This is a genomic window from Corynebacterium coyleae (assembly GCF_030408635.1).
GTDB lineage: Bacteria > Actinomycetota > Actinomycetes > Mycobacteriales > Mycobacteriaceae > Corynebacterium > Corynebacterium coyleae.
Genome location: NZ_CP047198.1, coordinates 191747 through 216025, shown reverse-complemented (window position 1 = coordinate 216025; position 24279 = coordinate 191747). Strand labels below are relative to the sequence as shown.

Annotated in this window: 26 protein-coding genes and 1 tRNA gene; 8 read left to right on the top strand and 19 right to left on the bottom strand. The window is 64.7% G+C overall.

Annotated features, from left to right (window positions below; all coding sequences use genetic code 11):
• Window positions 1-14: 14 nt before the first annotated feature.
• Window positions 15-2891: a type I DNA topoisomerase gene (gene topA, locus CCOY_RS00955; protein WP_092101256.1), complete on the bottom strand. Its 2877-nt coding sequence runs from the start codon at window positions 2889-2891 to the stop codon at window positions 15-17.
• Between the two features lie 165 nt (window positions 2892-3056).
• Here topA and CCOY_RS00950 point away from each other — a divergent pair, with 165 nt between their 5' ends.
• Entirely contained in the window at window positions 3057-3683 is a 627-nt protein-coding gene (locus CCOY_RS00950; RefSeq protein WP_070570805.1) for a DedA family protein, read from the top strand.
• A 51-nt stretch (window positions 3684-3734) separates the two neighbouring features.
• On the opposite strand, the gene CCOY_RS00945 is transcribed toward CCOY_RS00950, so the two are convergent.
• The gene (locus tag CCOY_RS00945; protein WP_070421537.1) at window positions 3735-3938 is read right to left on the bottom strand and encodes a cold-shock protein; all 204 of its coding nucleotides are present in this window, start codon (window positions 3936-3938) and stop codon (window positions 3735-3737) included.
• A 184-nt stretch (window positions 3939-4122) separates the two neighbouring features.
• On the opposite strand from CCOY_RS00945, the gene CCOY_RS00940 reads away from it, so the two are divergent.
• Window positions 4123-6456 (top strand): DEAD/DEAH box helicase, encoded by a 2334-nt coding sequence (locus tag CCOY_RS00940; protein ID WP_092101254.1) that lies wholly within the window; start codon window positions 4123-4125, stop codon window positions 6454-6456.
• Between the two features lie 11 nt (window positions 6457-6467).
• On the opposite strand, the gene CCOY_RS00935 is transcribed toward CCOY_RS00940, so the two are convergent.
• From CCOY_RS00935 to ssd, 7 genes are read right to left on the bottom strand one after another with little or no spacing between them, the layout of a single operon-like run.
• Window positions 6468-6788, bottom strand: coding sequence for an Rv3654c family TadE-like protein (locus CCOY_RS00935; RefSeq protein WP_092101252.1), 321 nt, complete (start codon window positions 6786-6788; stop codon window positions 6468-6470).
• Window positions 6788-7057, bottom strand: coding sequence for a hypothetical protein (locus tag CCOY_RS00930; protein WP_092101250.1), 270 nt, complete (start codon window positions 7055-7057; stop codon window positions 6788-6790). The genes CCOY_RS00935 and CCOY_RS00930 overlap by 1 nt, the downstream gene beginning before the upstream one ends.
• Window positions 7057-7248, bottom strand: a complete 192-nt coding sequence (locus tag CCOY_RS00925; RefSeq protein WP_092101248.1) for a DUF4244 domain-containing protein — start codon at window positions 7246-7248, stop codon at window positions 7057-7059. The genes CCOY_RS00930 and CCOY_RS00925 overlap by 1 nt, the downstream gene beginning before the upstream one ends.
• Window positions 7249-7259: 11 nt before the next feature.
• A complete protein-coding gene (locus CCOY_RS00920) occupies window positions 7260-7817 on the bottom strand; it encodes a type II secretion system F family protein (protein ID WP_092101246.1) in 558 nt (185 codons plus the stop codon).
• Entirely contained in the window at window positions 7814-8560 is a 747-nt protein-coding gene (locus CCOY_RS00915; protein WP_092101244.1) for a type II secretion system F family protein, read from the bottom strand. Before CCOY_RS00915 ends, CCOY_RS00920 begins: the two co-directional genes overlap by 4 nt.
• On the bottom strand, window positions 8557-9684 hold the full coding sequence (locus CCOY_RS00910) for a TadA family conjugal transfer-associated ATPase (RefSeq protein WP_070816057.1): 1128 nt from the start codon (window positions 9682-9684) through the stop codon (window positions 8557-8559). Before CCOY_RS00910 ends, CCOY_RS00915 begins: the two co-directional genes overlap by 4 nt.
• Window positions 9685-10704 (bottom strand): septum site-determining protein Ssd, encoded by a 1020-nt coding sequence (ssd, locus tag CCOY_RS00905; RefSeq protein ID WP_092102916.1) that lies wholly within the window; start codon window positions 10702-10704, stop codon window positions 9685-9687.
• A 168-nt stretch (window positions 10705-10872) separates the two neighbouring features.
• Here ssd and CCOY_RS00900 point away from each other — a divergent pair, with 168 nt between their 5' ends.
• Window positions 10873-11691 carry an HAD family hydrolase gene (locus tag CCOY_RS00900; RefSeq protein ID WP_092101242.1) on the top strand — a complete coding sequence of 273 codons (819 nt, stop codon included), beginning with the start codon at window positions 10873-10875 and terminating at the stop codon, window positions 11689-11691.
• Between the two features lie 120 nt (window positions 11692-11811).
• Complete coding sequence (locus CCOY_RS00895; RefSeq protein ID WP_092101240.1) at window positions 11812-12321, top strand: phage holin family protein; 510 nt, start codon at window positions 11812-11814, stop codon at window positions 12319-12321.
• On the opposite strand, the gene CCOY_RS00890 is transcribed toward CCOY_RS00895, so the two are convergent.
• From CCOY_RS00890 to nth, 4 genes are read right to left on the bottom strand one after another with little or no spacing between them, the layout of a single operon-like run.
• Window positions 12318-13505, bottom strand: a complete 1188-nt coding sequence (locus CCOY_RS00890) for a MarP family serine protease (protein WP_092101238.1) — start codon at window positions 13503-13505, stop codon at window positions 12318-12320. The two genes, CCOY_RS00895 and CCOY_RS00890, sit on opposite strands and share 4 nt — an antisense overlap.
• A gap of 10 nt (window positions 13506-13515) precedes the next feature.
• Complete coding sequence (locus tag CCOY_RS00885) at window positions 13516-14214, bottom strand: NUDIX hydrolase (protein WP_083319452.1); 699 nt, start codon at window positions 14212-14214, stop codon at window positions 13516-13518.
• The gene (locus tag CCOY_RS00880) at window positions 14214-14771 is read right to left on the bottom strand and encodes a TlpA family protein disulfide reductase (RefSeq protein ID WP_092101236.1); all 558 of its coding nucleotides are present in this window, start codon (window positions 14769-14771) and stop codon (window positions 14214-14216) included. The genes CCOY_RS00885 and CCOY_RS00880 overlap by 1 nt, the downstream gene beginning before the upstream one ends.
• Window positions 14768-15559: an endonuclease III gene (gene nth, locus CCOY_RS00875; RefSeq protein ID WP_092101234.1), complete on the bottom strand. Its 792-nt coding sequence runs from the start codon at window positions 15557-15559 to the stop codon at window positions 14768-14770. The genes CCOY_RS00880 and nth overlap by 4 nt, the downstream gene beginning before the upstream one ends.
• 250 nt (window positions 15560-15809) lie before the next feature.
• On the opposite strand from nth, the gene glxR reads away from it, so the two are divergent.
• Window positions 15810-16493 carry a CRP-like cAMP-activated global transcriptional regulator GlxR gene (gene glxR / locus CCOY_RS00870; RefSeq protein WP_070421549.1) on the top strand — a complete coding sequence of 228 codons (684 nt, stop codon included), beginning with the start codon at window positions 15810-15812 and terminating at the stop codon, window positions 16491-16493.
• Between the two features lie 30 nt (window positions 16494-16523).
• Here the strand turns inward: glxR and CCOY_RS00865 are convergent, their stop codons facing one another.
• Genes CCOY_RS00865 through CCOY_RS00850 form a run of 4 tightly spaced genes read right to left on the bottom strand, consistent with a single transcriptional unit; the run spans window position 16524 to window position 18366 of the window.
• Window positions 16524-17333 carry an MBL fold metallo-hydrolase gene (locus tag CCOY_RS00865; protein ID WP_092101232.1) on the bottom strand — a complete coding sequence of 270 codons (810 nt, stop codon included), beginning with the start codon at window positions 17331-17333 and terminating at the stop codon, window positions 16524-16526.
• A gap of 41 nt (window positions 17334-17374) precedes the next feature.
• Window positions 17375-17836 (bottom strand): RidA family protein, encoded by a 462-nt coding sequence (locus CCOY_RS00860; RefSeq protein ID WP_092101230.1) that lies wholly within the window; start codon window positions 17834-17836, stop codon window positions 17375-17377.
• Window positions 17837-17992, bottom strand: a complete 156-nt coding sequence (sp36, locus tag CCOY_RS00855) for a Sp36 family protein (protein WP_092101229.1) — start codon at window positions 17990-17992, stop codon at window positions 17837-17839.
• Between the two features lie 14 nt (window positions 17993-18006).
• Window positions 18007-18366, bottom strand: a complete 360-nt coding sequence (locus tag CCOY_RS00850) for a WhiB family transcriptional regulator (protein WP_092101227.1) — start codon at window positions 18364-18366, stop codon at window positions 18007-18009.
• Between the two features lie 182 nt (window positions 18367-18548).
• Between CCOY_RS00850 and CCOY_RS00845 the strand changes: the two genes are divergently transcribed.
• On the top strand, window positions 18549-20951 hold the full coding sequence (locus tag CCOY_RS00845) for a transglycosylase domain-containing protein (protein WP_092101226.1): 2403 nt from the start codon (window positions 18549-18551) through the stop codon (window positions 20949-20951).
• A 9-nt stretch (window positions 20952-20960) separates the two neighbouring features.
• On the opposite strand, the gene CCOY_RS00840 is transcribed toward CCOY_RS00845, so the two are convergent.
• Window positions 20961-21410: a GatB/YqeY domain-containing protein gene (locus CCOY_RS00840; protein ID WP_070614334.1), complete on the bottom strand. Its 450-nt coding sequence runs from the start codon at window positions 21408-21410 to the stop codon at window positions 20961-20963.
• A 33-nt stretch (window positions 21411-21443) separates the two neighbouring features.
• Between CCOY_RS00840 and CCOY_RS00835 the strand changes: the two genes are divergently transcribed.
• Both CCOY_RS00835 and CCOY_RS00830 read left to right on the top strand, forming a co-directional pair.
• Window positions 21444-22328, top strand: a complete 885-nt coding sequence (locus CCOY_RS00835) for a metallophosphoesterase (protein ID WP_425284123.1) — start codon at window positions 21444-21446, stop codon at window positions 22326-22328.
• A 421-nt stretch (window positions 22329-22749) separates the two neighbouring features.
• Window positions 22750-22826, top strand: a tRNA-Pro gene (locus CCOY_RS00830).
• Window positions 22827-22967: 141 nt separating this feature from the next.
• Here the strand turns inward: CCOY_RS00830 and CCOY_RS00825 are convergent.
• Window positions 22968-24146: an IS256-like element ISCre1 family transposase gene (locus CCOY_RS00825; RefSeq protein WP_092100740.1), complete on the bottom strand. Its 1179-nt coding sequence runs from the start codon at window positions 24144-24146 to the stop codon at window positions 22968-22970.
• Window positions 24147-24279: the final 133 nt, after the last annotated feature.

Sequence of the window (24279 nt, the reverse complement as noted above, 5' to 3'; positions counted from 1 at the left end):
ATATTGTGCATTCCTCAGCGCTTGCGAGCTTTGACCACGCGTTTTGTGGTCTGCTTCGGCTTGGCTACGCGCTTGGTTGCTTTCTTCTTTGTCGCCTTTTTCGCCTTTTTCTTGGTGGCTTTCTTGCCGCCGTTTTCGGCTTCGCGGGCGCGGCGCGCGGAGAGCAGTTCGTTGGCGCGCTGGTCCGTCATCGTCTCTGGCGTGTCGCCGCGTTGGAGGGACGCGTTGGTTTCGCCGTCGGTGACGTATGGGCCGAAGCGGCCGTCTTTGACGGTCATGGGTTTGCCGGAGACGTCGTTGTCGCCAAGCATCTTCAATGGTGGCTTGGCGGCGGCGCGGCCGCGGCGTTTCGGTTCGGCGTAGATGCGGCGGGCTTCTTCCAGGGTGATGGAGAAGATCTGGTCTTCGGACGCGAGCGAGCGCGAGTCGGTGCCCTTCTTCAGGTATGGGCCGTAGCGGCCGTTTTGGGCGGTGATGACTTCGCCGTCGGCGGGGTCGACGCCGACTTCGCGCGGCAGCGACAGCAGTTTCAGTGCTTCCTCGAGCGTGACCGTTGCTGGTTCCATCGACGCGAAGAGGGAGGCGGTGGCGGGCTTTAACTGCTCGTCGACAAGCTGCGCCATGCGCTTTTCCTTCTGCGCGGCGGCGGTTTTGGTTTCCCAGTTCTTTGCGCGTTTGCCTTCTTCGGCGCGCTGTTTGTCCTCTTCGGCGCGCTCGGCGGCGATGATTTCTTCGGCGCTGGCTTCGGCGGTGGTGCGTTCGTCGTCACGCACGAGCTCGGTGACATATGGGCCGAAGCGCCCTTCCTTTGCGACGACCACACGCCCATTGGCAGGGTTCTCCCCCAGTTCGCGGCCGGACTGGGGGGTGGCGAAGAGCTTCTCGGCCATCTCGAGCGTGATTTCGTCCGGGGTTGCGGATTCGGGCAGGTTGGCGCGCTGGTATTCGGGCTCGCCTTCGGCGGTCTTACCGACGACGCGTTCGATGTAGGGGCCGTAGCGGCCGACGCGGACGACGACGGGTCGGCCTTCGGCGTCGTCGAAAAGTTTCAGCGAGTTCGCGGCGCGCGCGTCGATGGATTCGAGGTTGTTCTCGATCATGTGCTTCAGGCCGCCGCGGCGTGCGAGGGCTTGGGCCATGGATTCCTTGGCGTCGGCGTCGCCGAAGTAGAAGCCGGTGAGCCACTTGGTGCGGTCTTGGTTGCCGTGGGCGATTTCGTCGAGTTCGTCTTCCATGGAGGAGGTGAAGTCGTAGTCGACGAGCGCGTCGAAGTTGTTTTCCAACAGCCCGACGACGGAGAACGCCACCCAGGACGGCACGAGTGCGTTGCCGCGGACGACAACGTAGCCGCGGTCTTGGATGGTCTTGATGATGGACGCGTAGGTGGACGGGCGGCCGATGCCGAGTTCTTCCATCTTCTTCACCAGCGACGCTTCGTTGTAGCGCGCAGGCGGGTTGGTGGTGTGGCCGTCCGCGGTGACGGACTTGGTGGTCAGTTCGTCGCCCTTGGCCAGTTGCGGCAGGCGGGTTTCGTTGGACTGGCGGTCGGAGTAGGCGCGCAGCCAGCCGGGGAAGGTGACGGTGCGGCCGGTTGCGGTGAACTCGCAAGCCTCACCGGCGGCGTCGGCGGCGATGGTGATCTTGGTGGAGTTGCCGCGTGCGTCTTCCATTTGGGAGGCGACGGTGCGCTGCCAGATCAGTTCGTAGAGCTTGAACTCTTCGGCGTCCAGCGCGCCCGCCAGCTGCCCGGGGGTGGCGAAGCGTTCGCCGGCGGGGCGGATCGCCTCGTGGGCTTCCTGGGAGTTTTTCACCTTGCGGTCGTAGACGCGCGGCTTGGCGGAGACGTAGTCGGCACCGTAGAGCTCGCGTGCTGCGGCGCGTGCGGCGTCCAGGCCCTGCTTGGACAGGGAGGTGGAGTCTGTACGCATGTAGGTGATGTGGCCGTTTTCGTACAGGCGTTGCGCGATGCGCATGGTGCGCGCGGAGGTGAAGTGGAGTTTGCGGCCGGCTTCTTGCTGCAGCGTCGAGGTCATGAACGGTGCGTAGGGTTTGCGCGAGTAGGGCTTTTCTTCCACTGCGGTGACGTGCATCGGTGCGGTGCCGAGGTCGTCGACAAGCGCATGCGCCTTTTGCTTATCGACGACCACCGCATCCGACACCAACTCTCCCCGGTCATTGAAGTCGCGGCCCTGGGCGATGCGCTTGCCGTCGAGGGAGACGAGCTTGGCGTCAAATTCTTCGGAGGAGTGGGCGAGCGAAGCAACCAAGTCCCAGTATTCGGCGGCGATGAACGCCATGCGCTCGCGTTCGCGCTCGACGATGACGCGGGTGGCCACGGATTGGACGCGGCCGGCGGACAGTCGCGGCATGACTTTCTTCCACAGCACGGGGGAAACTTCGTAGCCGTAGAGGCGGTCGAGGATGCGGCGGGTCTCTTGGGCGTCGACAAGATCCATGTCGAGCTCGCGGGTGTTTTCGGCGGCTTCGCGGATGGCAGATTCGGTGATCTCGTTGAACACCATGCGCTCTACCGGCACCTTCGGCTTAAGGGTTTCAAGCAGGTGCCACGCGATCGCTTCACCTTCGCGGTCCGGGTCTGTTGCCAGCAGGAGTTTGTCGGCCTGCTTGAGCTTGGCGCGCAGGTCGGTGACCTTCTTTTTCTTGTCGGCGGACACGACGTAGATCGGGTCGAAACCCTTTTCCGGGTTGACGCCGAGTTTTGCCCACGGCTCGTTTTTGTACTTCGCGGGGATGTCGGCGGCACGGCCCGGCAGGTCACGGATGTGGCCCACCGATGCTTCCACGATGTAATCGTCGCCGAGATACTTCTGTATCTTCTTCGCCTTTGTCGCGGACTCCACGATCACGAGAGTCTTGCCGTTTGCAGTCACGCTGACCTTTCCTCGATTCCCACTAAGCGTATGAGCGGTAAAACTTCCTCATTCTTATCAGACAACTAGCACATGGTTATACGGACGGGGGATTTTCTCGCCCCTGGCATTACACTGCGTTGGTGCCCTGGCGCGGAGTTGTTGGGGTGGAAAGGAGGACGCAGCGTGGTCGATTCACTCATTGAGTTTTTGCATACGTTGATGGGGTTGCCGATCTTTTACCCACTCGTCGTGTTGCTGATCGTTTCGGATGCGTTGGCGCCGGTGGTGCCGTCTGAAACCGTGTTGAATCTGGCTGGTGCGTTTTCCGCGTCGCGTGGTGTGCCGAACGTGTGGGGTGTGATCATCGCGGCGATTATCGGTGCGATTATCGGCGACAATATTTGTTTCGCCCTAGGCGCGAAGTTGATTCACCGGGTGGATAGGTTGGATCCGGATTCGAAGGCTGGCCAGGCGATTACGTGGGTGCGGGCCAACATGAACCGGGGTGCGGGCGCGATGATTATTGTTGCGCGTTTCCTCCCGTGGGCGCGTTGGGTGGCCACGATTGTGCTGGGGTCGGTGCGTTACAACTGGTTTAAGTTCTTCTTTTTCGACACCATCGGCGTGATCCTGTGGGCCTGCCTGAGTGTCGGCATGGGCTATTTGGGTGGCACGCTCCTGCAGCAGTATCCGCTTCTGGGCATGGTGCTGGGTGTAGTGCTGGGTTCGCTTGTGGGGTTTGTGATTCAGAAGCTGCAGAACCAGATCTTCGAGCGTTCAGACGTGCGCCGCGGCATTAGCGCGGTGTAGGCATAAAAATTTCCCCCGGTCGGGTGTGCCGTCCGGGGGAATCGCGCTGTTTTAGAGGGCGCGAACCTGCTGGGCCTGCGGGCCCTTGGCGCCTTCGCCGACCTCAAACTCGACCTGCTGGTTTTCTTCGAGGGTGCGGAAGCCGGAACCCTGAATTTCGGAGTAGTGGACAAAGACGTCGGCGGAGCCGTCGTCGGGTGCGATGAAGCCGAAGCCCTTTTCGGCGTTGAACCATTTAACAGTTCCGGTTGCCATGGTGAAACCTTTCAAAATGTTGCATGTTTTTGTCGTCCACCAGGGCCTGTTTGGTCCTGGTGCCCGCGTGCACAATCCTCGCGAGCACCTGATGAGGCGCACACAAAATCTGTGACCGTTGCCCAGTCTGCCACGATTTGTTGTCGGGGGCACTGCTTTGGCCCGGCTAAAGTGGCTCACCATCATGGTTTCTGGTTTTGGCGATGAGCTCGTTTCGGTGCTTGCGCAGCGTTTCCCTGCTGCGACGGTGACGCATGTGGAGCATGAGCCGGCTCGTCTCGCGGTGTTTGGACAGTGGCCCGAGTGGGTGGAGCCGGGGTTGAAGCAGATGCTTATCGACGACACCGTCACCCTCCCCTACGCCCACCAAACCCAGTGCGCGGAGTTGGCGTGGGCGGGCCGGGATGTGGTGGTGGCGACGGGGACGTCGTCGGGAAAGTCGTTGGGCTATCAGTTGCCGGTGCTTTCCGCGTTGGCGGCGGATGAGAAGGCGTGCGCGATGTATCTGACGCCGACGAAGGCGTTGGGTTCGGACCAGTTGCAGGCAACGCTTGCCATGACGCGGGGTAATGCGGCGCTTGCGTCGGTACATCCGGCGCCGTATGACGGGGATACGCCGCAGGAGTCGCGGGCGGGTATCCGGGAGCACACGCGCTATGTGTTTACGAATCCGGACATGCTGCACGCAGGGCTTTTGGGCGCGCACGAGCGTTGGGCACGGCTGCTGCGCCATTTGAAGTTTGTGGTGGTGGACGAGTGCCACACCTACCGGGGTGTGTTCGGGGCGAACGTGTCGTTGGTGTTGCGCAGGTTGCTGCGTATTGCGAAGGCGTACGGGTCTGAGCCGACGCTGATTTTCGCCTCGGCGACCGCGGCGGATCCTGCGGGCCAGGCGTCGCGGCTGTGCGGGCGCGAGGTTGTTGCGGTGACGGAAGATGCGGCGCCCACCGGCGAGCGCACCATCGCGTTGTGGGAGCCGGGGTTCATCGAGGGCGCCGAGGGCGAAAACGGCGCGCCGGTGCGGTACCCGGCGACGACGGAGGCGGCGTCGATCATGTCGACGTTGCTGTTGCAGGGTGCGCGCACGTTGACGTTTGTGCGCTCGCGCCGCGCCGCGGAGACGGTGGCCATGCGCGCGCAGGAGGACCTGGTGGTGGCGGGCCGGGCGGATTTCGCCGAGCGTGTCGCCTCCTACCGCGCCGGCTACCTCGCGGAGGATCGCCGCGCCCTCGAGCAGCGTCTGGATAACGGCGATCTGCTTGGCGTGGCCACGACGAACGCGCTTGAGCTTGGCATCGACGTCGGGGGCTTGGACGCGGTGGTCATGGCGGGGTTTCCGGGCACGGTGGCATCCTTTCGCCAGCAGGCCGGGCGCGCGGGCCGGCGTGGCCAGGGCTCCGTGGTGGTGATGGTGGCGCGCGACGAGCCGATGGATACGTACCTGGTTCACCACCCCGAAGCACTGTTGGGCCGGCCGGTGGAAAACAGCGTGTTCAACCCGGCCAACCCCTACATCCTGCGCGGGCACATGTACTGCGCGGCGGTGGAGCGTCCGCTTAGCGACGACGACGTCGCCGCCTTCAACGCCACCGACGTGGTCAACGACCTGACCGCCGAGGGGTTGCTACGCCGCCGGCCGCAGGGGTGGTTTGCGGTGCCCCAGTTGGAGGGGGAGGTCACTCCGGAGACGGCGCATTCGTCGGTAAGCATTCGCGGAGGCGTGGGTGAGGAAGTCATGATCGTCGACGTGACCGACGGGCGGCTGTTGGGCACCGTGGACGCGGGGCGTGCGATGAGCCAGGTGCACGACGGCGCGGTGTACATCCACCAGGGCGAATACTTTGTGGTGCAGTCGCTAGACCTGGACGATTACGTGGCGCTGGTCGCGCCGGAGCGGCCGGATTACTCCACGCAGGCGCGCTCCACGACCGACATCACGATCCTTGGCGAGCCGACAGATCTGGAAAACCCGTCGCCGGGACTGTGGGTGGCCAGTGTGGACGTGGAGGTCATCGACCGTGTCACCGGCTATGTCGTCCGGCTTGCCGACGGCACCGTCTCCGAACACATCCCCCTCGACCTGCCCGAGCAACGCCTAGTCACCCGCGCGGTGGCGTACACGATCGACCCGATGGTGCTGGACAAACTGGGTATTACGGCTGGCGAGATCCCCGGCGCGCTGCACGCCGCGGAGCATGCCGCGATCGGCCTGCTGCCCCTTTTGGCCACGTGCGATCGGTGGGACATCGGCGGCGTGTCCACCGCGTTGCACCAGGACACGATGCTGCCCACGGTGTTTGTCTACGACGGCCACCCCGGCGGCGCGGGCTTTGCCGACGAGGGCTTCGCCCGCTTCCACGAGTGGATCGCCGCGACCTACGAAACGGTGCGGTCCTGCGGCTGCAAAGACGGCTGTCCGTCGTGTGTGCAATCGCCGAAGTGCGGCAACGGCAACCAGCCGCTGGACAAGCACGCCGCGCTGAAGCTGCTCGGCGCGTTGGTCACCATGACTGGCTGACAGGCAAGGCGTTACGGCCCGGCGCGAGCGGTCGCTTCGGCGTGGCGCAGCCGCACGGCCACGATGACGTCGCCCTCTGCAAACTCGCACGAGGTGACCTCGGCGCCGTTGTTGCTGGCGGTTTCGTTGCCCCACTTGCAGGCATCAGCACCCCGGTAGAGCGCGGTGGCGGCGGCGACGGCGGCAAGGTCTGCGGCCACGCGGGCCCGGTGCGCGTCGGCGGTGCCGGCCCCGGTGACCACCACCGCAAGGGCGAGTGAGACCACTGCGGTGATGATGCCTGTGGTGGTGACGGTGGCGGAGCCGGTGTCGTCGATAAGCAATCTGCGCATTAGAACTCCACCGGAAAGACCGCGGTGGCGCGCATGGTGCCAATCGGGGCCGGGACTGCGGCGGTGACGGTGGCCAGGCCTGCAGATTCGTGCATGGTCACCTCGCCGCGCGGGGCGGTGTAATCCACCCCCATGGCGTGCGCCCGGGCAGCAGCACCGGCGATGTCCACGGCGGCGATGTAGGCGGACATCGTGGCAATGCCGCCCACGATCGCAGCCGTGACCACCACGAGCGTGGCCATCGAAAGCGCCGTTTCAATCGTGGTCATTAGCCCGGGGTGTTGGTCAGGGCGTTGGTGATCACGTTCTCAATCGCGGAAACGACCCCGTCGCCGTTGACCACGAGATACAGCACCCCGGCAAGGGCAGCTGCCGCGAGTGAACCGAAGGCGTATTCGATGGTGGACATGCCGTCGTCGTTACGCAAACGCTGGATGAAGAAGGTGGAAATGCGGGTCATGATTGTTCCTTTCAGAAGTTGATGAGGTTGCTCCCGAGGCTGATCACCACAGGCGCGAGCCCGAGAACGAAAAACGCCGGGAGGAAAAATGCGGTCAGCGGGATGGCGATGAGTACGCCGGCGCGTTCCGCTTTGGCTTTGGCGTGGTCGGCGGCGTCGGCACGCAGGTTTGAAGCGATACGTTCGCACCCTTGTGCCAGCGCCGCGCCGGACGCGTGCGTCATAGCGACGAGACTGGCCAAGTCCTCCCCGCCGGGAATGGTGTGGAGTTCCGACCAAGCACGCTCAGGTTCGACCCCGAGCGCGAGCAGCGCTGCGACGGTGTGCCACGGGCTGCGGTCGCCGTCGTGAGTTTCGGCAACCGCGGCGGCTGCGGCACTGACCGGCAGGCCGGCCTCGAAGCAGGCGGCGAACAGGGTGATGTCGGCGGCACAGCGGTCCGGCAGCGCGTAGTCGGGTCCGTCGCGCGGGGTCTTCGGCGTGGGCGGCACCTGGCGGGTGACGCGCCGGGCGGGCTGCGTGGGGCTGACGGCGAGCGCGGTGGCGATGAGCAGGGCTGCGGCGATCATGTGGTGGCTCCTTGGATGATGAGTTGGGAAACGATCACACCGGCGCACACCAGCGCGGTGCCGACGGTGAGCAGTACTCCGCCGAGGCCTCCCCCGGTGAGCAGCGCGAGCGGGTTCGCGCCCATCGCCGCGCCCATGAGCAGGCCGGCGAACGGCAGCAGTGCGAGCACAACCGCGGTGGTTTTCGGGCCGGCGAGCGCGGCGTTGGTGGTGGCGCGGTGGCGTCGGGCGTGGTCGATGTCGTCGCGTGCGGCGGCAACCAGGCGCGACAGCGGTACTCCTCTACTGGTCGACAGTGCGAACAGCGGGGCGATGCGGGCGAACTCGTCCGTCTCGGCCGCAAGTGGTGCGCCGGTGGTGACGTGGTGGATGAGGTGCGCGACGTCGCGGGCGATCTCGCGCGGTGCGTGTTCGGCGGCGCGCTCTAACGCGGCGTGCAGTGGCGCGCCGGCTTCGACGTTGGTGCCAAGGTGACCGAGGAAGGTGGCGACCGCTTCCGTGCGCTTGGAGGCGGCCCGGGCGCGCCGTTGGGTATCTGCGACCCACACCACCGTCGCCGCACCCATCGCTAGCGCGATGACCAGGCTGGCCCGGTCGAACGCCAGGGCGGCGAGCACCACGGCGCCGACAACCAGCGGGATGGCAATGCGGGGAGGAACAGCCAACGAGCGCGGCGCGATGCGAGCACTCGGGGCAGGCGGCGGGCAGGCAGCGGCGCCGGCGAGAAGCAACAGCGTGGTCATGACAGGAGCTCCTCGTAACCGTCGGCGCGGCCGGCGTCGGCGTCCCACACCACCTTGGCGCGCACGGGTTGGCCTTCGAGCACGCCGATCTGGTGGAGGCGGCGTGTGCCGTCCGGGTGGCGTTTGACCACGATGACCACGTCGATAGCTGCGGCGAGTTGGGCGTGCAGCCCGGCGCGATCCAGCCCGCCCAGCGCGGCGAGCGCTTCGAAGCGGGCGGGGACCTCGGCGATCGAGTTGGCGTGCAGGGTGCCGGCGCCACCGTCGTGGCCAGTGTTGAGTGCGGCGAGCAGGTCGACGACTTCGGCGCCGCGGATCTCGCCGACCACGACGCGGTCGGGCCGCATGCGCAGCGACTGGCGTACCAGGTCCGCGATGGTGATCTCACCGGCACCCTCGGAGTTCGCCCCACGCGTGGTCAGGTTGACCACGTGCGGGTGGTCGGGGGTGAGTTCCAGGGTGTCTTCGATGGCGACGATGCGCTCGGCCGGGTCGACCTCCGCGAGCAGGGCGGACAGCAGCGTGGTCTTGCCGGAGCCGGTGCCGCCGACAACCACAAACGCTTTTCGCTTTGCGACGACCCCACGCAGCACCTCCGCTACCTCCCCACCCAGTGCGCCTCGCGCTACCAGGTCATCGAGGGTGGCCGAGGCGGTGTGCAGCACACGCAGGGAGATGCAGGTGCCCGCCTGTGCGGTCGGGGCGAGCACGGCGTGGAAGCGTAGGAGGGTGCCGTCGTCGCGGGTGATGTGGCCGTCGCAAAACGGTTGCGCGTCGTCGAGGCGGCGCCCGCAACTGGCGGCCAGGCGGGAGGCCAGCCGGCGCACGGCGGCTTCGGATTCGAAGCGCACCGCGGAGCGTTCCAGGCCCGCGCCCGAGTCGACGTAAACGCAGTTGGGGCCGTTGACGCAGATGTCGGTCACGGTGTCGTCGGCAAGCAGTGCTTCAAGGGGGCCGGTGCCGGTGGTGTCGTCGCGAAGTGTGCGCATCACATCCAGCACGCCGATGTCGCTGATCACCACGGCCTCTTCGCGGATGAGGGCTGCGATGCGGGCAGGCTCCGGAGTGGTGGGTTCGTCGGCGAGGCGGCGCTTGACGCGGGCGATGAGGTCGCGGTCGATCATTTAGGCCACCTCCTCGAGCACCGCATTGGCGCAGGCGGCTAGCGAACGGGGCACACGCGCGGGCAGGCCGGACTTCTCCACCGCGCGGGTCAGCCCGCGCACGTGTGGCAGGTGGGTGAGCACGGTGGCGCCGGTGGTATGCGCGATCTCCTCGTCGGTCAGCGCGGCCCAGGCGCTATCGCGCACAACCACCACACACGGCAGACCAGCGGCGGCGCACTCGGCGACGATACGGGTCGCGGCGGCAACTGAGCGCACCTCGGGCACGACCACCACGACGACCAGGTCGCTGCGGCCGGGAATCAGCGCGGCGGGCGCATCCACCACCGTCAGCCCTGCCCCGCCGACGGCGCCGGCGACGTGCTCCAACGCGGCCGCCTCCAGCCGGAACGGGTCCGCCACGCGCTGGCGCGGAAAGGTCAGCACCGCGATGTCGTCGGCGGTGGCGGGCAGCGCGCGGCGCACGTCGGTGCGCGCCACGGTGCCCTCGCCGAAGTCGATCTCGCCCCAGCGCGCGCCGGGGACGTGCTCGATGCCAAGCAGCAGGTCGAGCCCGCCGGAGAGCCAGTGCCCGTCGAGCAGCGTTGCCGAGTCACCCCGCGCCGCCACCCGACACAGCGCGGCTGCCAGGGTGGACGCCCCTGACCCACCGGATGCGCCCACGACGGTGATCACCTTCCCGCGCGCCGCCACCGCCGTGGGCTGCACGGCAAGGGCGCCAATGGCGCGCAGGAGGTCCGCGGCCTCGGCGGGCAGGACGAAGACCCGCTCGGCTGAATCGACCAGCTCCCCACCGACGCGGAAGACGTTCGCTCCGTGGGGTGGGGAAAGGTCGGGGGCGCGGGTGTCGTCGATAAGCACGGCGAATGCTTTGGGCGCGTGGCGGGCGAGCTCGGCGGCATCGGCGGTGTCGATGACCTGGCGGCCGGTCGCGGCGGCGAGGTGAACGGCCTCGGAGTGGGTGGCGGGGTCGGCGACCGCGACCACGATCGGGCCGGTGTGTGGGTGTGTGCGTGTCATGCCAATAGTGTTTTTCACCAGCGTAAATGTGGCAACCACCCTGTGGACAACCCGCAATCTAAGTGACATTTCAACAAATCGCCTGTGGACAACTCGTCCCAAATGTTCACTTCTTTCACAGCGGGCCTACACTGCCCCACCAGCAAAGTGGGGCTAGACTGCTAAAGCATGTCTCCCACACGGCCGGTGGCGGCGTTTTTCGACCTCGACAAGACGATCATTGCGACGTCTTCCGCCTTCGCCTTCGGCAAAGAATTCCGCAACAACGGAATGATCACGCGACAAGAGGCGTGGGACCTCTACCTGACCAAAGCCCAGTACATGCTGGTCGGCCAATCCAGCGAAAAAATGGACGCCACGCGCGACTCGCTCGCCCACCTCATCGAAGGCTGGTCGATCGAGGACGTCCAGCGCATCACCCAAGAAACGATGCGCACCGTGGTCACGCCCGCGATTTACGCCGAAGCGCGCGAACTTATCGACGAGCACCGCGCCCAAGGCCACGACGTCATCATCATCTCCGCCTCTGCATCAATTCTGGTTGAGCCGATCGCGCGCGAACTCGGCGTAGACACGGTCGTGGCCACCGAACTCGCGGAGAAGGACGGCAAGCTCACCGGCGAGATCACCCGTTACCTCAAGGGCGGGGCGAAGGCGGAGGCTGTGCGCCAGTTTGTCGCCGACCACGACTACGACCTGGAGCGCAGCTACGCCTACTCCGATTCCGCCACGGACATTCCAATGCTGGAACTGGTGGGCAACCCGGTGGCGGTGAACCCGGACCGGGCGCTTCGCAAGCACGCACTGTCACACGATTGGCAGGTGCGGACCTTTAAAGACCCGGAGCCGCTGATCCAGATGCCGAACGCCCGCGAGGTCGGCATCGGCGCGAGCGTGATCGCCGGCGTGACGGCGTTGGCGGTGGCTGGGGTGCTCATCGCGCGTGCGGTCTCCGGCAAGTCCGGCGACAAGCGTCACAGCGCGTGACGCTATCTTTCACCCCGATTCAGGCAAACACTGTGATGTATCGCTAACATCGTTGAGAGAATTCCAGGCACCGTCCCAGGGTGCCTCATGTAATAAGCCACCCAGGAAGGTGAGTAAACAGTGAGCAACGAAGGTCTGTACACCAGCGGCTCGAGCGCCGTAACCGCCAAGGTGGATTCGATTCCGCTGCGCGATACCGATGTGACGGTGCCGGGCCAGCAGTCCATCGGCACCTTGATCTCTAACGCGTCGGAGCAGGTGTCCACCCTGGTCCGCGGCGAGATCGAGCTGGCCAAGGCTGAGGTCATGGGCGAGGTGAAGAAGGGCGCCATCGGCGGCGGCCTGTTCGGCGTCGCCGGCGTGATTGCGCTGTACTCCTCGTTCTTCCTCTTCTTCGCGTTTGCGGAGATGCTCGCATCCTGGATGCACCGTGGCTGGGCATTCCTGATCGTCTTCCTCATCATGATCGCCCTGGCTGGTCTGCTCGCGCTGGTTGGCCTGAAGAAGGTCAAGAAGATCAAGGCTCCGGAGCGCACCAAGAACTCAGTCAACGAGTTGAAGAACCTGAAGCCGGGCGAGGCTCAGAAGAACCTGACCAAGAACGAGGCTGGCCTGTACACGGGCCGCTAACCGCTAACGCAGGCTTGCGTATCGGCGATACCGTTGAGCCTGGTTACATCCCCTACGCGCTGCTGCACCTGGTGTGCGGTCAGCGCGTAACCCGTTTCTGAGGCATCCAGGGACGCACCGAAGATCATGCCTGCCACCTCACCAGCCGGGGTGAGCAACGGGCCGCCCGAGTTGCCCTGACGGATATCGCCACGGATGGTGTAGGCCTCGCGCTCCACACGGCCGGTGGTGTAAATGTCCGGGCCCGAGATGGTCAGTTGGCTGCGGATGCGCGCCGGTGCGGCCTCGAATGGGCCGGATTTGGGGTAGCCCATGACCACGGCGTCGTCGCCACGCTGCAGCTCAGTGGCCGCCCAACGCAGCGGTGGCAAACCAAGCCCTTGGGCGTGGAGCACCGCGATGTCGGTGTCGGGGTCATAAAACACCACGTCTGCGGGCTTCACGCCGACAACGGTGTCCAAAGAGACGCGCTCGGTGCCGGCAACGACGTGCGCGTTGGTAAGCACATAGCCGTCCTCAAACACGAAGCCGGAGCCCATGAGCCGGCGGCGGCAACTTTCTGCATCGCCCATGACGTGGACCACGCTCGGGCGGGCCGCCTCCACAACTTCGGGGCGAAGCGCCGCGTTATCGGGTGCGTCCACCTGGGCGCCGTGCGGGGATTGGAAGGGGGAAACGAGCGGGGGCAGGCCGGACTCGTCGAGAAGCGCTGCGAATTTCGCGGGCAGTTTCCCGGCGCTTTCCGGAGCGGTGTCGTGGATTTTGGCCAGGATGTGCGAGTTGCGGATCCCGTCGCCCAACTCACCCGGTATGGCTGTGGCCAGCGGGATTGAGATAAACCACACCACCAGCGCCAGTGCGACCGATTGGAACAGTGCGCCCACCACCGAATCCACGAAACGCGTCAGGCGGCTGCGTACCCGCGCCCGCAAGTTGCCCCCGAGGGTCACGCCGAGCAGGTTGCCCAGGCCGACGAAGAGCACCACCACCGACAGCAGCAGCGTGATGCGGATGGGTTGGGACTCGGTGACGTCGAGAAGCAACGGCGCCACCGCCAGCCCCACCACGAGGCCCGCGATAATGCCGATTGCGGAGATCACAGCCGAAAACGCACCTTGGCGCCAGCCGCTGACAAACGCAGCGACGACGGCAAGCCCAAGCAGAACGTCAACGACCAGGTGCATTCCGCAAATGTTACAGCTCGCGGTTGCGGGATCGGGCCAGCGCCTCGTAAAGATCGCCCGGACGCTCGTCCCAGGCGCGCACCCAGCCAGCTAATTCCAGCACGACCGCCAGCAGGATTCCGGTAAAACCCCAGATGAGATAGTCGCGGGCCCAAAACGTCGGACCGGTCCAGTGCTTCCAGCCGAGCTTCGCGCGGTTGGCCGGATCCACCAAGTCCCGGATGGGAACGAAGAACACGTCGTCGGTTTCGAGCTCGCTTGCCGGGTACACCTCACCCGGGTCGGGTGCGTACGCCACCACGGGGCGCACCAGCCTGCGGCTGCCACCGGTTTTCACCTGCCCCATCACCGCCAGCGGCACAACCCGCTCAGGGGCCAACCCGGTCTCCTCGTATGCCTCGCGCAACGCCGCCGCCACCGGGCCTGTATCTGTGGCGTCGATGTGCCCGCCCGGAAACGCCATCTGACCGGAGTGGCTGCGCATAGACGGGGTGCGGTGCGTGATCAGCACCCGGGCGTCCTCCGGCAGTTCCTCCGCCTCCGGGTCGCCAGCAAACACGATGAGCACCGCCGCCTGGTCCTCCCCCGGCGTTTGCGGCACGCGCGGGCCCAGCATCGCTTTGACCCGCGCATCGCCCTCGCCAGCGCGCAGCTTATCCACGAGCCCCCGCAGCCACACCGGTGCCCGTTCCGGCCGCACCGCAACCATCACAGCACCCCGCGCACGGCCTCGGCCAGCTCCTCGGCCGAGGTGAACTCCTTGGCAAACACGCCCAACTGCTCCTCACCACGGAACACGACGGTCAGCGGCACCACCGGCGGCAGGCCGAGCGTGCCGGCGAACACGTTGGAGTCGTCCTCGAAGCTCGGCAGGTCCACGCCGAGGTCCTCCAACAACGCCGCGCCGCGCGCCCCATCGCGGTCCGCGTGCACGCCCACCACGGTGTACTCAGGGTGTGCGCGGGCGAACTCCTCCACTACGGGCAACTCCGCACGGCACGGTTCGCACCACCACGCCCACACGTTGGCCACGGTGATCTCCTGCTGCGCGCCGGCCGCCTCGCCGCCTAGGCACGCCAGGTCCACGCCGCCGATCGCACCTTCTGGGCAATCCGGGCGTCGTGTCACCGGGGCAGATTGCTTTTCGACGACACCGTCGCCGGCCGGGGGCGTGGCGTCGTCGACAAGCAACGCCCTGGCACCCGCAATGACCAGAAGAGTCACCGCAACGATCGCGGCGACGCTGACCCAGATTGTGCGCTTCACAGGCCCACCATCCTCAAAATGTGGTCGCGCTCAGGGCCGGAGACCAGTTCGGCGGCTTCCTCCGGGTCGGTGGGACCTACGCCGAAGGAGGGACAGTCGAACGCGATCGGGCAAGCGCCGCAGGCCGGTTTGCGGGCGTTGCAGACGCGGCGGCCGTGGAAGATGATGCGGTGGGAGAACATGGTCCACTCGCGGCGCTCGATCAGTTCCGCGATCGCGTGTTCGATCTTCACCGGATCCGTCTCTTCTGTGAGCATCATGCGCTTGACCAGGCGTTGGAAGTGCGTGTCCACTGTCAGCCCCGGGTAGCCGAACGCGTTGCCGCGCACCACATGCGCCGTCTTGCGGCCCACCCCGGGCAGGGTGATCAGGTCCTCGAGCTTCTCTGGCACCTCGCCACCAAAATCGGTGACCAGCTTCTGGCCCATCGCGATCAGGTTCGCCGCCTTGGAGCGGTAAAACCCGGTCGAGCGGATGATCTCCTCCACCTCTGCCTGGTTGGCCTCCGCGTAGTCGGCGGCCGTGGGGTACTTGGCAAACAGCGCCGGGGTGACCATGTTCACCCGTACGTCCGTGGTCTGCGCGGACAGCGCCGTAGCAACGAGCAACTCCAGCGGGTTAGTAAAGTCCAACTCCGCGTGTGCGTCCGGATACGCTGCCGCCAACGTGCGGTTAATACGGCGTGCCCTGCGCTTACGCCCGATCGGAGTCTCTTTCCCCTTCGCGGCGGGATGGGCGCCTGGGCGGCGATGTTTCAATGGAGAGGTCGAAGCGGCCATGCCCAACATGCTAGCCGTACACTATGGGTATGACCTTTTTGCTTGTGGTGCTGATTCCGCTTGTGCTTGGGGTATTTCCGCTTTGCATGGAGCGTGTGGAAGCAGCGGTCATCGACTAACACAGTTCCCAGTCGCGGAAAGACTATCGCACTGATTAGTTGAGCTGGTAGAGTTCCAATTTGTGTGACGGTCACCGCTAATGGCACCGTTCGTGACCAATCCCACGCAAAATGCGTGAGCGACAGTCTGAGGAGGACTCATGGAAGGCGTTCAAGACACTCTTGCCCGCGCCGGCATCTTTCAGGGCGTCGACCCTGACGCGGTCGCCGCGCTGATCAACGATATGGACACCGTGGATTTCCCGAAGGGCACCACGATTTTCGACGAAGGCGAGCCCGGCGATCGCCTCTACATCATCGTCGAAGGCAAAATTAAACTTGCCCGCCATGCGCCGGACGGTCGCGAGAACTTGCTGTCCGTGATGGGCCCGTCCGACATGTTCGGCGAGCTCTCCATCTTCGACCCGGGCCCGCGTACCTCCTCCGCAGTCTGCGTCACGGACGTCACCTGCGCCACCATGGACTCCACCATGCTGCGCGAGTGGATCGACAACCACCCGGAGATCTCCCAGCAGCTGCTGCGCGTGCTGGCCCGCCGCCTACGCCGCACGAACGCGTCGCTGGCAGACCTGATCTTCACCGACGTGCCTGGCCGCGTAGCCAAGACCTTGCTCCAGCTGGCAAACCGCTTCGGTGTACATGAGGGTGGCGCACTCCGCGTCAACCATGATCTCACCCAGGAAGAGATCGCCCAGCTTGTGGGTGCGTCGCGTGAGACGGTGAACAAGGCATTGGCCACGTTCGCTCACCGCGGCTGGATCCGCCTGGAGGGTAAAAGCGTGCTCATTGTTAACACTGAGCACCTCGCTCGCCGCGCGCGCTAACGGAGGCGCCCGCGGCGGGTCGAGAATCCGCTACTTGGCGTTGAGGTAACGCAGCGCCACACGAGTCGACTGTTCTGCGGCACCGCGCAGGACCGGGTCGACATCGTCGTAAATCGCATCGACCAGCGTATTGATGTCCGCGTTATCGCCATGCTCCTTCAGTGCCTGACGGATCTGATCCAGGCGCTGGTTACGGCGATCGATGTACTTGCGGGCGTACGCAGACAGGTCCTCACCTTCCGGACCGTGGCCCGGAAGCAGCATGACACCCTTGCCCTTTTCCTCGAGCATTTCCAGGGTGTCCAGGTAGGCACCCAGATCACCGTCGGTCTCAGAAATCATGGTGGTGTGGCGACCCGCAATGGTGTCGCCGGTGATGATGCCTTCCGGCTTACCGTCGGTGTCTTCGCCCGGGTAGACGAAGAAGCACACAGAGTCACTGGTGTGGCCCGGCGTAGCGACGACCTTCACGCGCGGGGTAACCCCCTCAACGGAGATTACTTCGCCGTCGGTGAGTGGCTCATCGCCGGAGGTATGAGACGGATCAAGGGCGCGGACCGGTGCGCCAGTGAGCTGGCGGAACCGTTCCGCGCCATCTGCGTGATCGTGGTGACGGTGAGTCAACAGAATCAAAGCGACCTTGTCGGCCTTTGCCTGCAGCACGTTGAGGTGACCCTCATCGGCCGGGCCCGGGTCGACGACGATGCTCGCCTCGTCGCCCTCACCTCGGATCACCCAAGAGTTCGTGCCCTCGAGCGCCGCGTAGCTGGGGTTCGGCACCAGGACCACCGCGGCGTTGGGGGTCACAGGGCGCAGCTGGCTGTATGCGGGATGTTTCATGGCTCCCACCCTACCCCGTCACGGCTGCGCCGATGGGCAAACTAGCCTTCGAGCTCCACGACAATCTCGACCTCAACCGGGGTGTCCATCGGAAGGACAGCAACACCGACTGCGGAACGTGCGTGTGCACCGGCTTCGCCGAAGATTTCCTGCATGAGTTCGGACGCTCCGTTGATCACGGCGGGCTGACCCGTGAATGCCGGATCGGAGGCCACGAAACCCACGATCTTCACCACGCGGGCAACGTTGTCAATGCCTACGTGTGCGTCCACTGCAGCCAGCGCGTTCAGCGCAGCCTGGCGGGCGTAGCCGTATGCATCCTCCTGGGATACCTCGGCGCCAACCTTGCCGGTGGCCGGCAACTTGCCGTCCACGAACGGCAGCTGGCCGGACGTCCACACCTGGTTGCCGGTGCGTGTTGCTGGGACGTATGCGGCCACGGGTGCGGCCACGGCCGGAAGTTCAATGCCCAGTTCTTTCAGGCGCTCAGACCACTGTGCCATTTACTCAACCTCTCGTTTCATGTAGGCGACAACATTGTCCGGGTTCGGACCCGGGGTGACTGCGACGAGTTCCCAGCCGTCCTCACCCCAAGAATCCAGAATCTGCTTGGTGGCGTGCGACAACAGCGGAACGGTTGCGTATTCCCATTTCTTCATGGGATTCACCCTACCTAGAGGCCAATAATTTCGCCGCCGCTGGACAGGTGGGTTGCCCAGTCCTTCACGTGCGGGTTCTTACGCAGTACTGCGCGGCGCTGACGCTCGGTCAGGCCTCCCCATACGCCGAATTCCACCTTGTTATCCAGTGCGTCTGCGCGGCACTCAGTCATCACCGGGCAGGCGCGGCAGATGGCTGCTGCCTTGCGCTGCTCGGCACCGCGGACGAAGAGTGCGTCCGGGTCGCCGCCGCGGCACTGGGCCTGGGTGACCCACTCGCCACGGTCGAAGACCAGTGTTCCCGAGGAGTCGCACTTCTTGGAGGTGGTCGGTCGCAGGTTGGTTGCCGGTGCCTTTTTCAAACTCGTGGTCATCGTGCGTCTCCTTAGACGTCCTATCCCTATCCGGAAGCGGAGCGGACTCCTTTTATACAATCGACCGCATATTAGCGATCCCATGTAAATGGAATCACACAGGAAATTCCATGTCGAATGCATCACATTTTTGGGGGGAGCATGGTATTCCCCCACGCCACAGATTGAATTAAGGTGTTGGCGTGTCTGCCCTGAAAAGCTTAGGAAACCTGCTGGTCGCCGTCGTCGCATCAGCGCTCGTCATGGCGTTATGCCTGGCGCCGATCGCAGGTCTTGGGGGTGCCGCAATTGCGCGTACCGACGAGACCATGCAGTCCAACCTCTCCGACCTCACCCACGGCGACGTGCCGGGCGTGACCACGATTACGGACGTCAACGGCAAACCCATGGCGTGGATCTTCAAACAGCGCCGCTACGAGGTACCCAGCGAGCAGATCTCGCAGTACGCCAAGGACGCGCTGGTTTCTACGGAGGACCGCCGCTTCTACGTCCACGAGGGCGTGGATATGCAGGGCTTTGCCCGCGCGCTGGTGACCAACGTGCTGGCCGGCGGTGTGGAGCAGGGCGCGTCCACGGTGAACCAGCAGTATGTGAAGAACTACCTGTGGCTCATCGATGCTGAGAACGAAGAAGAAGCCCTCGCCGCAACGGAACAGTCCATTCCCCGCAAGCTGCGCGAGATGCGCATGGCGTCGGATCTGGACAAGACGCTGGAGAAGGACGAGATCCTTACCCGGTACCTGAACCTGGTGTCGTTTGGTCAGCACTCCTTTGGCATCGAAGCCGCCGCGCGGACCTACTTTGACACCAGTGCCGCCAAGCTCAATCCGGCCCAGGCTGCGATGCTGGTGGGCCTGCTGCAGTCGGTGGAGGCGCTGAACCCGTATACGAACCCGGAAGGGGCGGTGCGTCGTCGCAACGTAGTGCTCAACAACATGGCCGCTCAGGGCTACATCGAGCAGTCCGAGGCCGACCGCTGGGCGGGCGCACCGTTGGGCATTCTGGACAAGCCGAAGACACTGCCGGAAGGCTGCATCACCGCCGGCGACAACGGCTTCATGTGCGATTACGCCCTGCGCTACCTGGCGGAAAAGGGCCTGGACCTGGACACCATCAAAAACGGGTCCTACACCATCAAGACCACGCTCGACCCGAACATTCAGCAGGTCGCGCTTAACGCAGTGCGCAACAACGTCAGCCCGCACACCGCAGGCGTGGCACAGGTGTTGGACATTGTGGAGCCCGGCACGGACTCGCGCAACATCAAGGCGATGGTGTCTTCCCGCTTCTATGGCCTGGACCTGGACCAAAGCCAGACGATCCTGCCGCAGCCTGTGTCGCTGGTGGGCAACGGCGCAGGCTCCGTGTTCAAGATCTTCACCGCGGCCGCCGCGCTTGAGCAGGGCTACGGGCTGAACTCCATGCTGAACACACCGGCGCGTTCCGTGGTGTACGGCATGGGCGCAGGCGGCGCCGCGAACTGTCCGCCGGGTGCATATTGTGTAGAAAATGCCGGCGTCTATGCACCGAAGATGAGCCTGCAGGACGCGCTTGCACAATCGCCGAACACCACGTTCATTGAGCTGATTCAGACCGTCGGTGTTGCCCCGGTCGTGGATCTGGCGGTTCGCTTGGGCCTGCGCTCCTACAAGGACGACAACTCGTTTGGGGACGGCCGCTCCATCGCCCAGGCCGCCAAGGAAGAAAACATGGGCTCGTTCACCCTCGGCCCCTTAGCCGTCAACGCGCTGGAACTGTCCAATGTCGGCGCCACGATCGCCTCCAACGGGCGCTGGTGTGAGCCGAACCCGATTGCGAGCGTGACCGACGAGCACGGCCGTGAGGTCTTCATCGACCGGCCCGCCTGCGAGCAAGCCATCGACCCGGAGATCGCTGCCGCTTTGGCTGCCGGCATGTCGCACGACATTGTCGACGGCACCGGCGCCGACGCCGCAAAACGCAACCATTGGAGCGCACCCACCGCCGCAAAGACCGGTACGACCGAGTCGCACCAGTCCTCCGCGTTCCTCGGCTTCACGCTGGGCATGTCTGCGGCGCCGTACATCTTCAACGACGGCACCCAAACCACCCCGCTGTGCACCGCCCCGGTCCGCCAGTGCGGCGTGGGCAACCTCTTCGGCGGCAACGAGGCAGCCAACACCTGGTTCCAGGCCGCCGCTGGTGTGCCCGGTGCGGCCTCAGGCCTTCCGGCAGCGAGCGCGAAGTACCAGACCGGTGCGCGCCGCGCAGCCGTGGACTCCGTGGTTGGCCAATACTCCTCCGCCGCGAAATCCCAGCTGGAGGCCCAGGGCTACAAGGTCGTGTTGAAGACGGTGCCGGGCGGCGGTGCCCCGGCCGGCCAGGTTGTGTCCATCACCCCGGCGGACGAGTCGCTCGCGCGCGGCTCCACCATCACCCTGAATGTCTCGGACGGCTCGGCCCCCTCCAGCACCGCGCCGAGCCCATCCCCGTCCCCGTCTGCTCCCCCGAGCCCCGCTGCCCCACCGGCGCCGGACTTCAGCGGCATCGAGCAATCGCTTAACGACGCCCGCGACGCCATCGCCAACGCCTTCGGCAACAACTAACGCGGCTGGCTAGCTCAGGCGGGCCTTGACAGCCTCGGAGATGCGCTTGCCATCAGCACGGCCGGCGGCCTTGGCGGTGGCGGCCTTCATGACCTGCCCCATCTGCGCCATGGAGGTGGCGCCGGTTTCGGCCACGGTGTCGTCGATAAGCACTGCGAGCTCATCGTCCGTCAACTGCTTTGGCTGGTACGCCTCGAGGATGTTCGCCTCGGCAAGCTCGGTTTCGGCGAGATCGTCGCGGCCGTTGGTCTGGTAGATCTCGGCGGACTCGCGGCGCTTCTTAATCTCACGTGCGATGATCTTCTGAATCTCCTGATCATCGACCTCGTGCTTCGTGCCCTCGGTCTCAGCGGTCTGGATCGCCGCCAGCAGCATACGGATCGTGCCGGTGCGCTCCTTCTCCTTCGCCTTCATGGCTTCCTTGAGGTCTGCGCGGATCTGGTCTTTCAATGCACTCATGCCTGCGAGATTACAGTGGTGCGAGTGAAGACGTTGAAGAAAGCCGCCGCAGCCACCCTCGCCGCCGGAGCCTCCGCACTCGCCTGGGGGTTCACCGAACGCAACAACTTCCAACTGCGCGAATACACCCTGCCACTGCTGGAACCAGGCGTGTTGCAGGGGCGCGGGGAGTTTCGGGTGCTGCACGTATCCGACTTGCACATGATCCCCGGACAGAAGGAAAAGGTGGAGTTCGTCTCCGGCCTGGACGCGCTCGACCCGGACCTGGTGATCAACACCGGCGACAACCTGTCGGACCTTGGTGGCGTGCCCTGGGTGCTCGACGCCCTCGGCCCGCTGCTCAACCGCCCCGGCGCGTTTGTGTTCGGCACCAACGACTACTGGGCGCCGCGCCCCGTCAACCCCCTGAAGTACCTCACCGGCGCCAAGCGCGAGCCGTCGTACGTGGACCTGCCGTGGGAAGGCATGCGCGCCGCGTTCATGGAGCGCGGCTGGCACGACGCCACGCATAACCGCCTGGAGTTCAAAGCCTCCGGCGTACGCCTTGCGCTGGCGGGTGTCGACGACCCGCACCACGACCTCGACGACTACCCATCCATCGCCGGCTCGCCGAACCCCGACGCCGACCTGGCCATCGGCCTCCTCCACGCCCCCTACCGGCGCGTACTCGACGCCTTCGAAGCCGACGGCTACCAACTCGCCCTGGCCGGCCACACCCACGGCGGCCAGATCTGCCTACCCGGTGGCCGCGCCCTGGTCACCAACGCCGACATCGACCGCGAACGCGCCTCCGGCCTGCACCGCTACGGCCGCATGTGGATGGAGGTATCCAACGGGCTCGGCCAGTCCAAGTACGCGCCCGTACGCCTGTTCTGCCCACCGTCCGCATCGCTGATCCGGGTCGTCGAGCGCGGGTAGACCGGCTGCGGGGTGGTCGGTTGCGGGCTGGTCGGTTGCGGGCTGGTCGGCCCGTCCGTTCGTCTGCCGCTCCGCTGCTTTGCCTGCTCCGTCTGCTCCGTCTGCTCCGTCTGCTCTGCCTGCTCCGCCGCAGGTCGCGCGAACTGCCTAAAAGACGATATCGGGATTTGGCGATTTTCCCGGAACGCGACCTGGGCTTTTGCAAAAACGAGGACGCAAATCCCGATATCGTCTTTTGTGGCGCTGGATCCAAGCCGCACCGCGCCGCACCGCGCCACCGCCACGCCGCCGCCACACCGCCACCGCGCCACCGCCACGCCCCCACACCGGCAACAAAACGCACACAACCTGCCGTTTTGGCCAAACCGAACCCCAGGGGTATTGTGTTTCGAGTACCGCGGACAACAGTCCGAGATACCACCGGGATATGGCGCAGCTTGGTAGCGCGCTTCGTTCGGGACGAAGAGGTCGCAGGTTCAAATCCTGTTATCCCGACCAACACAACCCGCCTTCCGAGGCGGGTTTTCGCTTTCGATAGTCCGTGTCGGCAGCGCCACTAAGATTATCGCGATGAATAAGAAGAAGATTTTTTCGGGTTAAGCGACAAAATGTGTGTCTGCTATCGGCGTGTCGCGGGGGTTAGATGTGGCCTTTTTGGATGCCGATTGAGTGTGTGTACTCGGTATCGATACCGTTGTCGTAGAGGGCTGGTCGTCCTGTTTCATAGTCGGCTTGGTTCTCGTTTCGGGTCAGGGTTGTAACTTTGGCGAGTTGGTTCTGGCCCCAGTTGGACTGTCTGGCGATTTCTATTGGATCGCCAGGCAGTTCCGTTTTCAGATACAGCCACCAATCCAGCATTTTGCGTTGGTGCTCACCGCGTCTGCCGCGATGAGTTCTTGCAAGGAGCTTCAGCTGGGCGTTGATGCCGCCTTCAAGACTGTTGGTGGTGGATTTGATCCGGTGCGGCTTAAGCACGCCTTTCGGGGGCTTGAGGTAGACAAACAGCAGGTCATTGCGCCACAGGTGGTTGAGGCTGTTGTAGGCCTTGCGCACGTTGACATGGGTCCACACGAGTGTGTCTTTGCCTGTTTTCGGGTCTTTGACCTGTGTCTTTTCGTTGAGCCAATCCTTGTAGAGCGTGTGAAACTCTTGCAGTTGTGCACCCCATTGTGCAGCCTCGTCCAGGGTGGTGATGCGGGTGAGTTTCAGCGCGAGTCGGTAGATGGTGCGGCCAGCATCAGTGCGTGGTCGTGAGGTGGTGTAGCGGCGTACTCTGCGTTGGGCGTGCACGAGGCAGCGTTGGATTTTGGTGTTTGGCCAGCACGTTTTAATTGCGCTTGTGGCTCCTCGGCCACCGTCGATCACAGCGATCAACGGTGCTTCGATGCGCTCGAGCAGGCGCTTGTAGTCGTGTGTGGTTTCTTGTTTGCACCAGTGCCAGGCGATGACGTGGTCGAGCGTTGCCGCCACGATCAGACAGCCACCTGCGGTGTAGGTGCCGTCGATGAAGATCTGGTCGTAGACCCTGCCTGTATGGCCGATGGTCGGGTCAGGCACGTCAACCAGCCAAAAGGCATCGAATTTGCGCTGCAGCGTACGTGTCGAGCAGCTCATGTTGCCGGCGATCGCCGCAAGACTGGTCCCGGTGGTCAGGTGCTGGATGAACGCACGAAATAGGGCTGCGTTGGTGATATCGCTGCGCTGCTTGGTCAGTGAAGCACCGCAGATTTTGCACCGCCACCGGGTCGTCCCGTTGCTGGTGGTGCCGTTTCGTTTCATATCGCCGCCACAATGGCAGCGTGGTCGGTTCTTTGGCATTGGGCAACCGAACCACCGCCGCGTAGCACACCATGGCAGCCACACCGGGGATTTTCGCAAGAGAGGGCCAATATATGCTTTTGGAGCATATATTTTCCGCAAACGCGGAGTTCAGAGCATGAAAATCAACGAT

What these genes read in the sequence shown, in the direction of transcription:
- CCOY_RS00945 (WP_070421537.1), bottom strand. Translation starts at nt 3,938, where the DNA reads ATGGCAACCGGAACTGTTAAATGGTTCAACGCCGAAAAGGGCTTCGGC.
- CCOY_RS00940 (WP_092101254.1), top strand. Translation starts at nt 4,123, where the DNA reads ATGGTTTCTGGTTTTGGCGATGAGCTCGTTTCGGTGCTTGCGCAGCGT.
- CCOY_RS00935 (WP_092101252.1), bottom strand. Translation starts at nt 6,788, where the DNA reads ATGCGCAGATTGCTTATCGACGACACCGGCTCCGCCACCGTCACCACC.
- CCOY_RS00930 (WP_092101250.1), bottom strand. Translation starts at nt 7,057, where the DNA reads ATGACCACGATTGAAACGGCGCTTTCGATGGCCACGCTCGTGGTGGTC.
- CCOY_RS00925 (WP_092101248.1), bottom strand. Translation starts at nt 7,248, where the DNA reads ATGACCCGCATTTCCACCTTCTTCATCCAGCGTTTGCGTAACGACGAC.
- CCOY_RS00920 (WP_092101246.1), bottom strand. Translation starts at nt 7,817, where the DNA reads ATGATCGCCGCAGCCCTGCTCATCGCCACCGCGCTCGCCGTCAGCCCC.
- CCOY_RS00915 (WP_092101244.1), bottom strand. Translation starts at nt 8,560, where the DNA reads ATGACCACGCTGTTGCTTCTCGCCGGCGCCGCTGCCTGCCCGCCGCCT.
- CCOY_RS00910 (WP_070816057.1), bottom strand. Translation starts at nt 9,684, where the DNA reads ATGATCGACCGCGACCTCATCGCCCGCGTCAAGCGCCGCCTCGCCGAC.
- ssd (WP_092102916.1), bottom strand. Translation starts at nt 10,704, where the DNA reads ATGACACGCACACACCCACACACCGGCCCGATCGTGGTCGCGGTCGCC.
- CCOY_RS00900 (WP_092101242.1), top strand. Translation starts at nt 10,873, where the DNA reads ATGTCTCCCACACGGCCGGTGGCGGCGTTTTTCGACCTCGACAAGACG.
- CCOY_RS00890 (WP_092101238.1), bottom strand. Translation starts at nt 13,505, where the DNA reads ATGCACCTGGTCGTTGACGTTCTGCTTGGGCTTGCCGTCGTCGCTGCG.
- CCOY_RS00885 (WP_083319452.1), bottom strand. Translation starts at nt 14,214, where the DNA reads ATGGTTGCGGTGCGGCCGGAACGGGCACCGGTGTGGCTGCGGGGGCTC.
- nth (WP_092101234.1), bottom strand. Translation starts at nt 15,559, where the DNA reads ATGTTGGGCATGGCCGCTTCGACCTCTCCATTGAAACATCGCCGCCCA.
- glxR (WP_070421549.1), top strand. Translation starts at nt 15,810, where the DNA reads ATGGAAGGCGTTCAAGACACTCTTGCCCGCGCCGGCATCTTTCAGGGC.
- CCOY_RS00865 (WP_092101232.1), bottom strand. Translation starts at nt 17,333, where the DNA reads ATGAAACATCCCGCATACAGCCAGCTGCGCCCTGTGACCCCCAACGCC.
- CCOY_RS00860 (WP_092101230.1), bottom strand. Translation starts at nt 17,836, where the DNA reads ATGGCACAGTGGTCTGAGCGCCTGAAAGAACTGGGCATTGAACTTCCG.
- sp36 (WP_092101229.1), bottom strand. Translation starts at nt 17,992, where the DNA reads ATGAAGAAATGGGAATACGCAACCGTTCCGCTGTTGTCGCACGCCACC.
- CCOY_RS00850 (WP_092101227.1), bottom strand. Translation starts at nt 18,366, where the DNA reads ATGACCACGAGTTTGAAAAAGGCACCGGCAACCAACCTGCGACCGACC.
- CCOY_RS00840 (WP_070614334.1), bottom strand. Translation starts at nt 21,410, where the DNA reads ATGAGTGCATTGAAAGACCAGATCCGCGCAGACCTCAAGGAAGCCATG.
- CCOY_RS00825 (WP_092100740.1), bottom strand. Translation starts at nt 24,146, where the DNA reads ATGCCAAAGAACCGACCACGCTGCCATTGTGGCGGCGATATGAAACGA.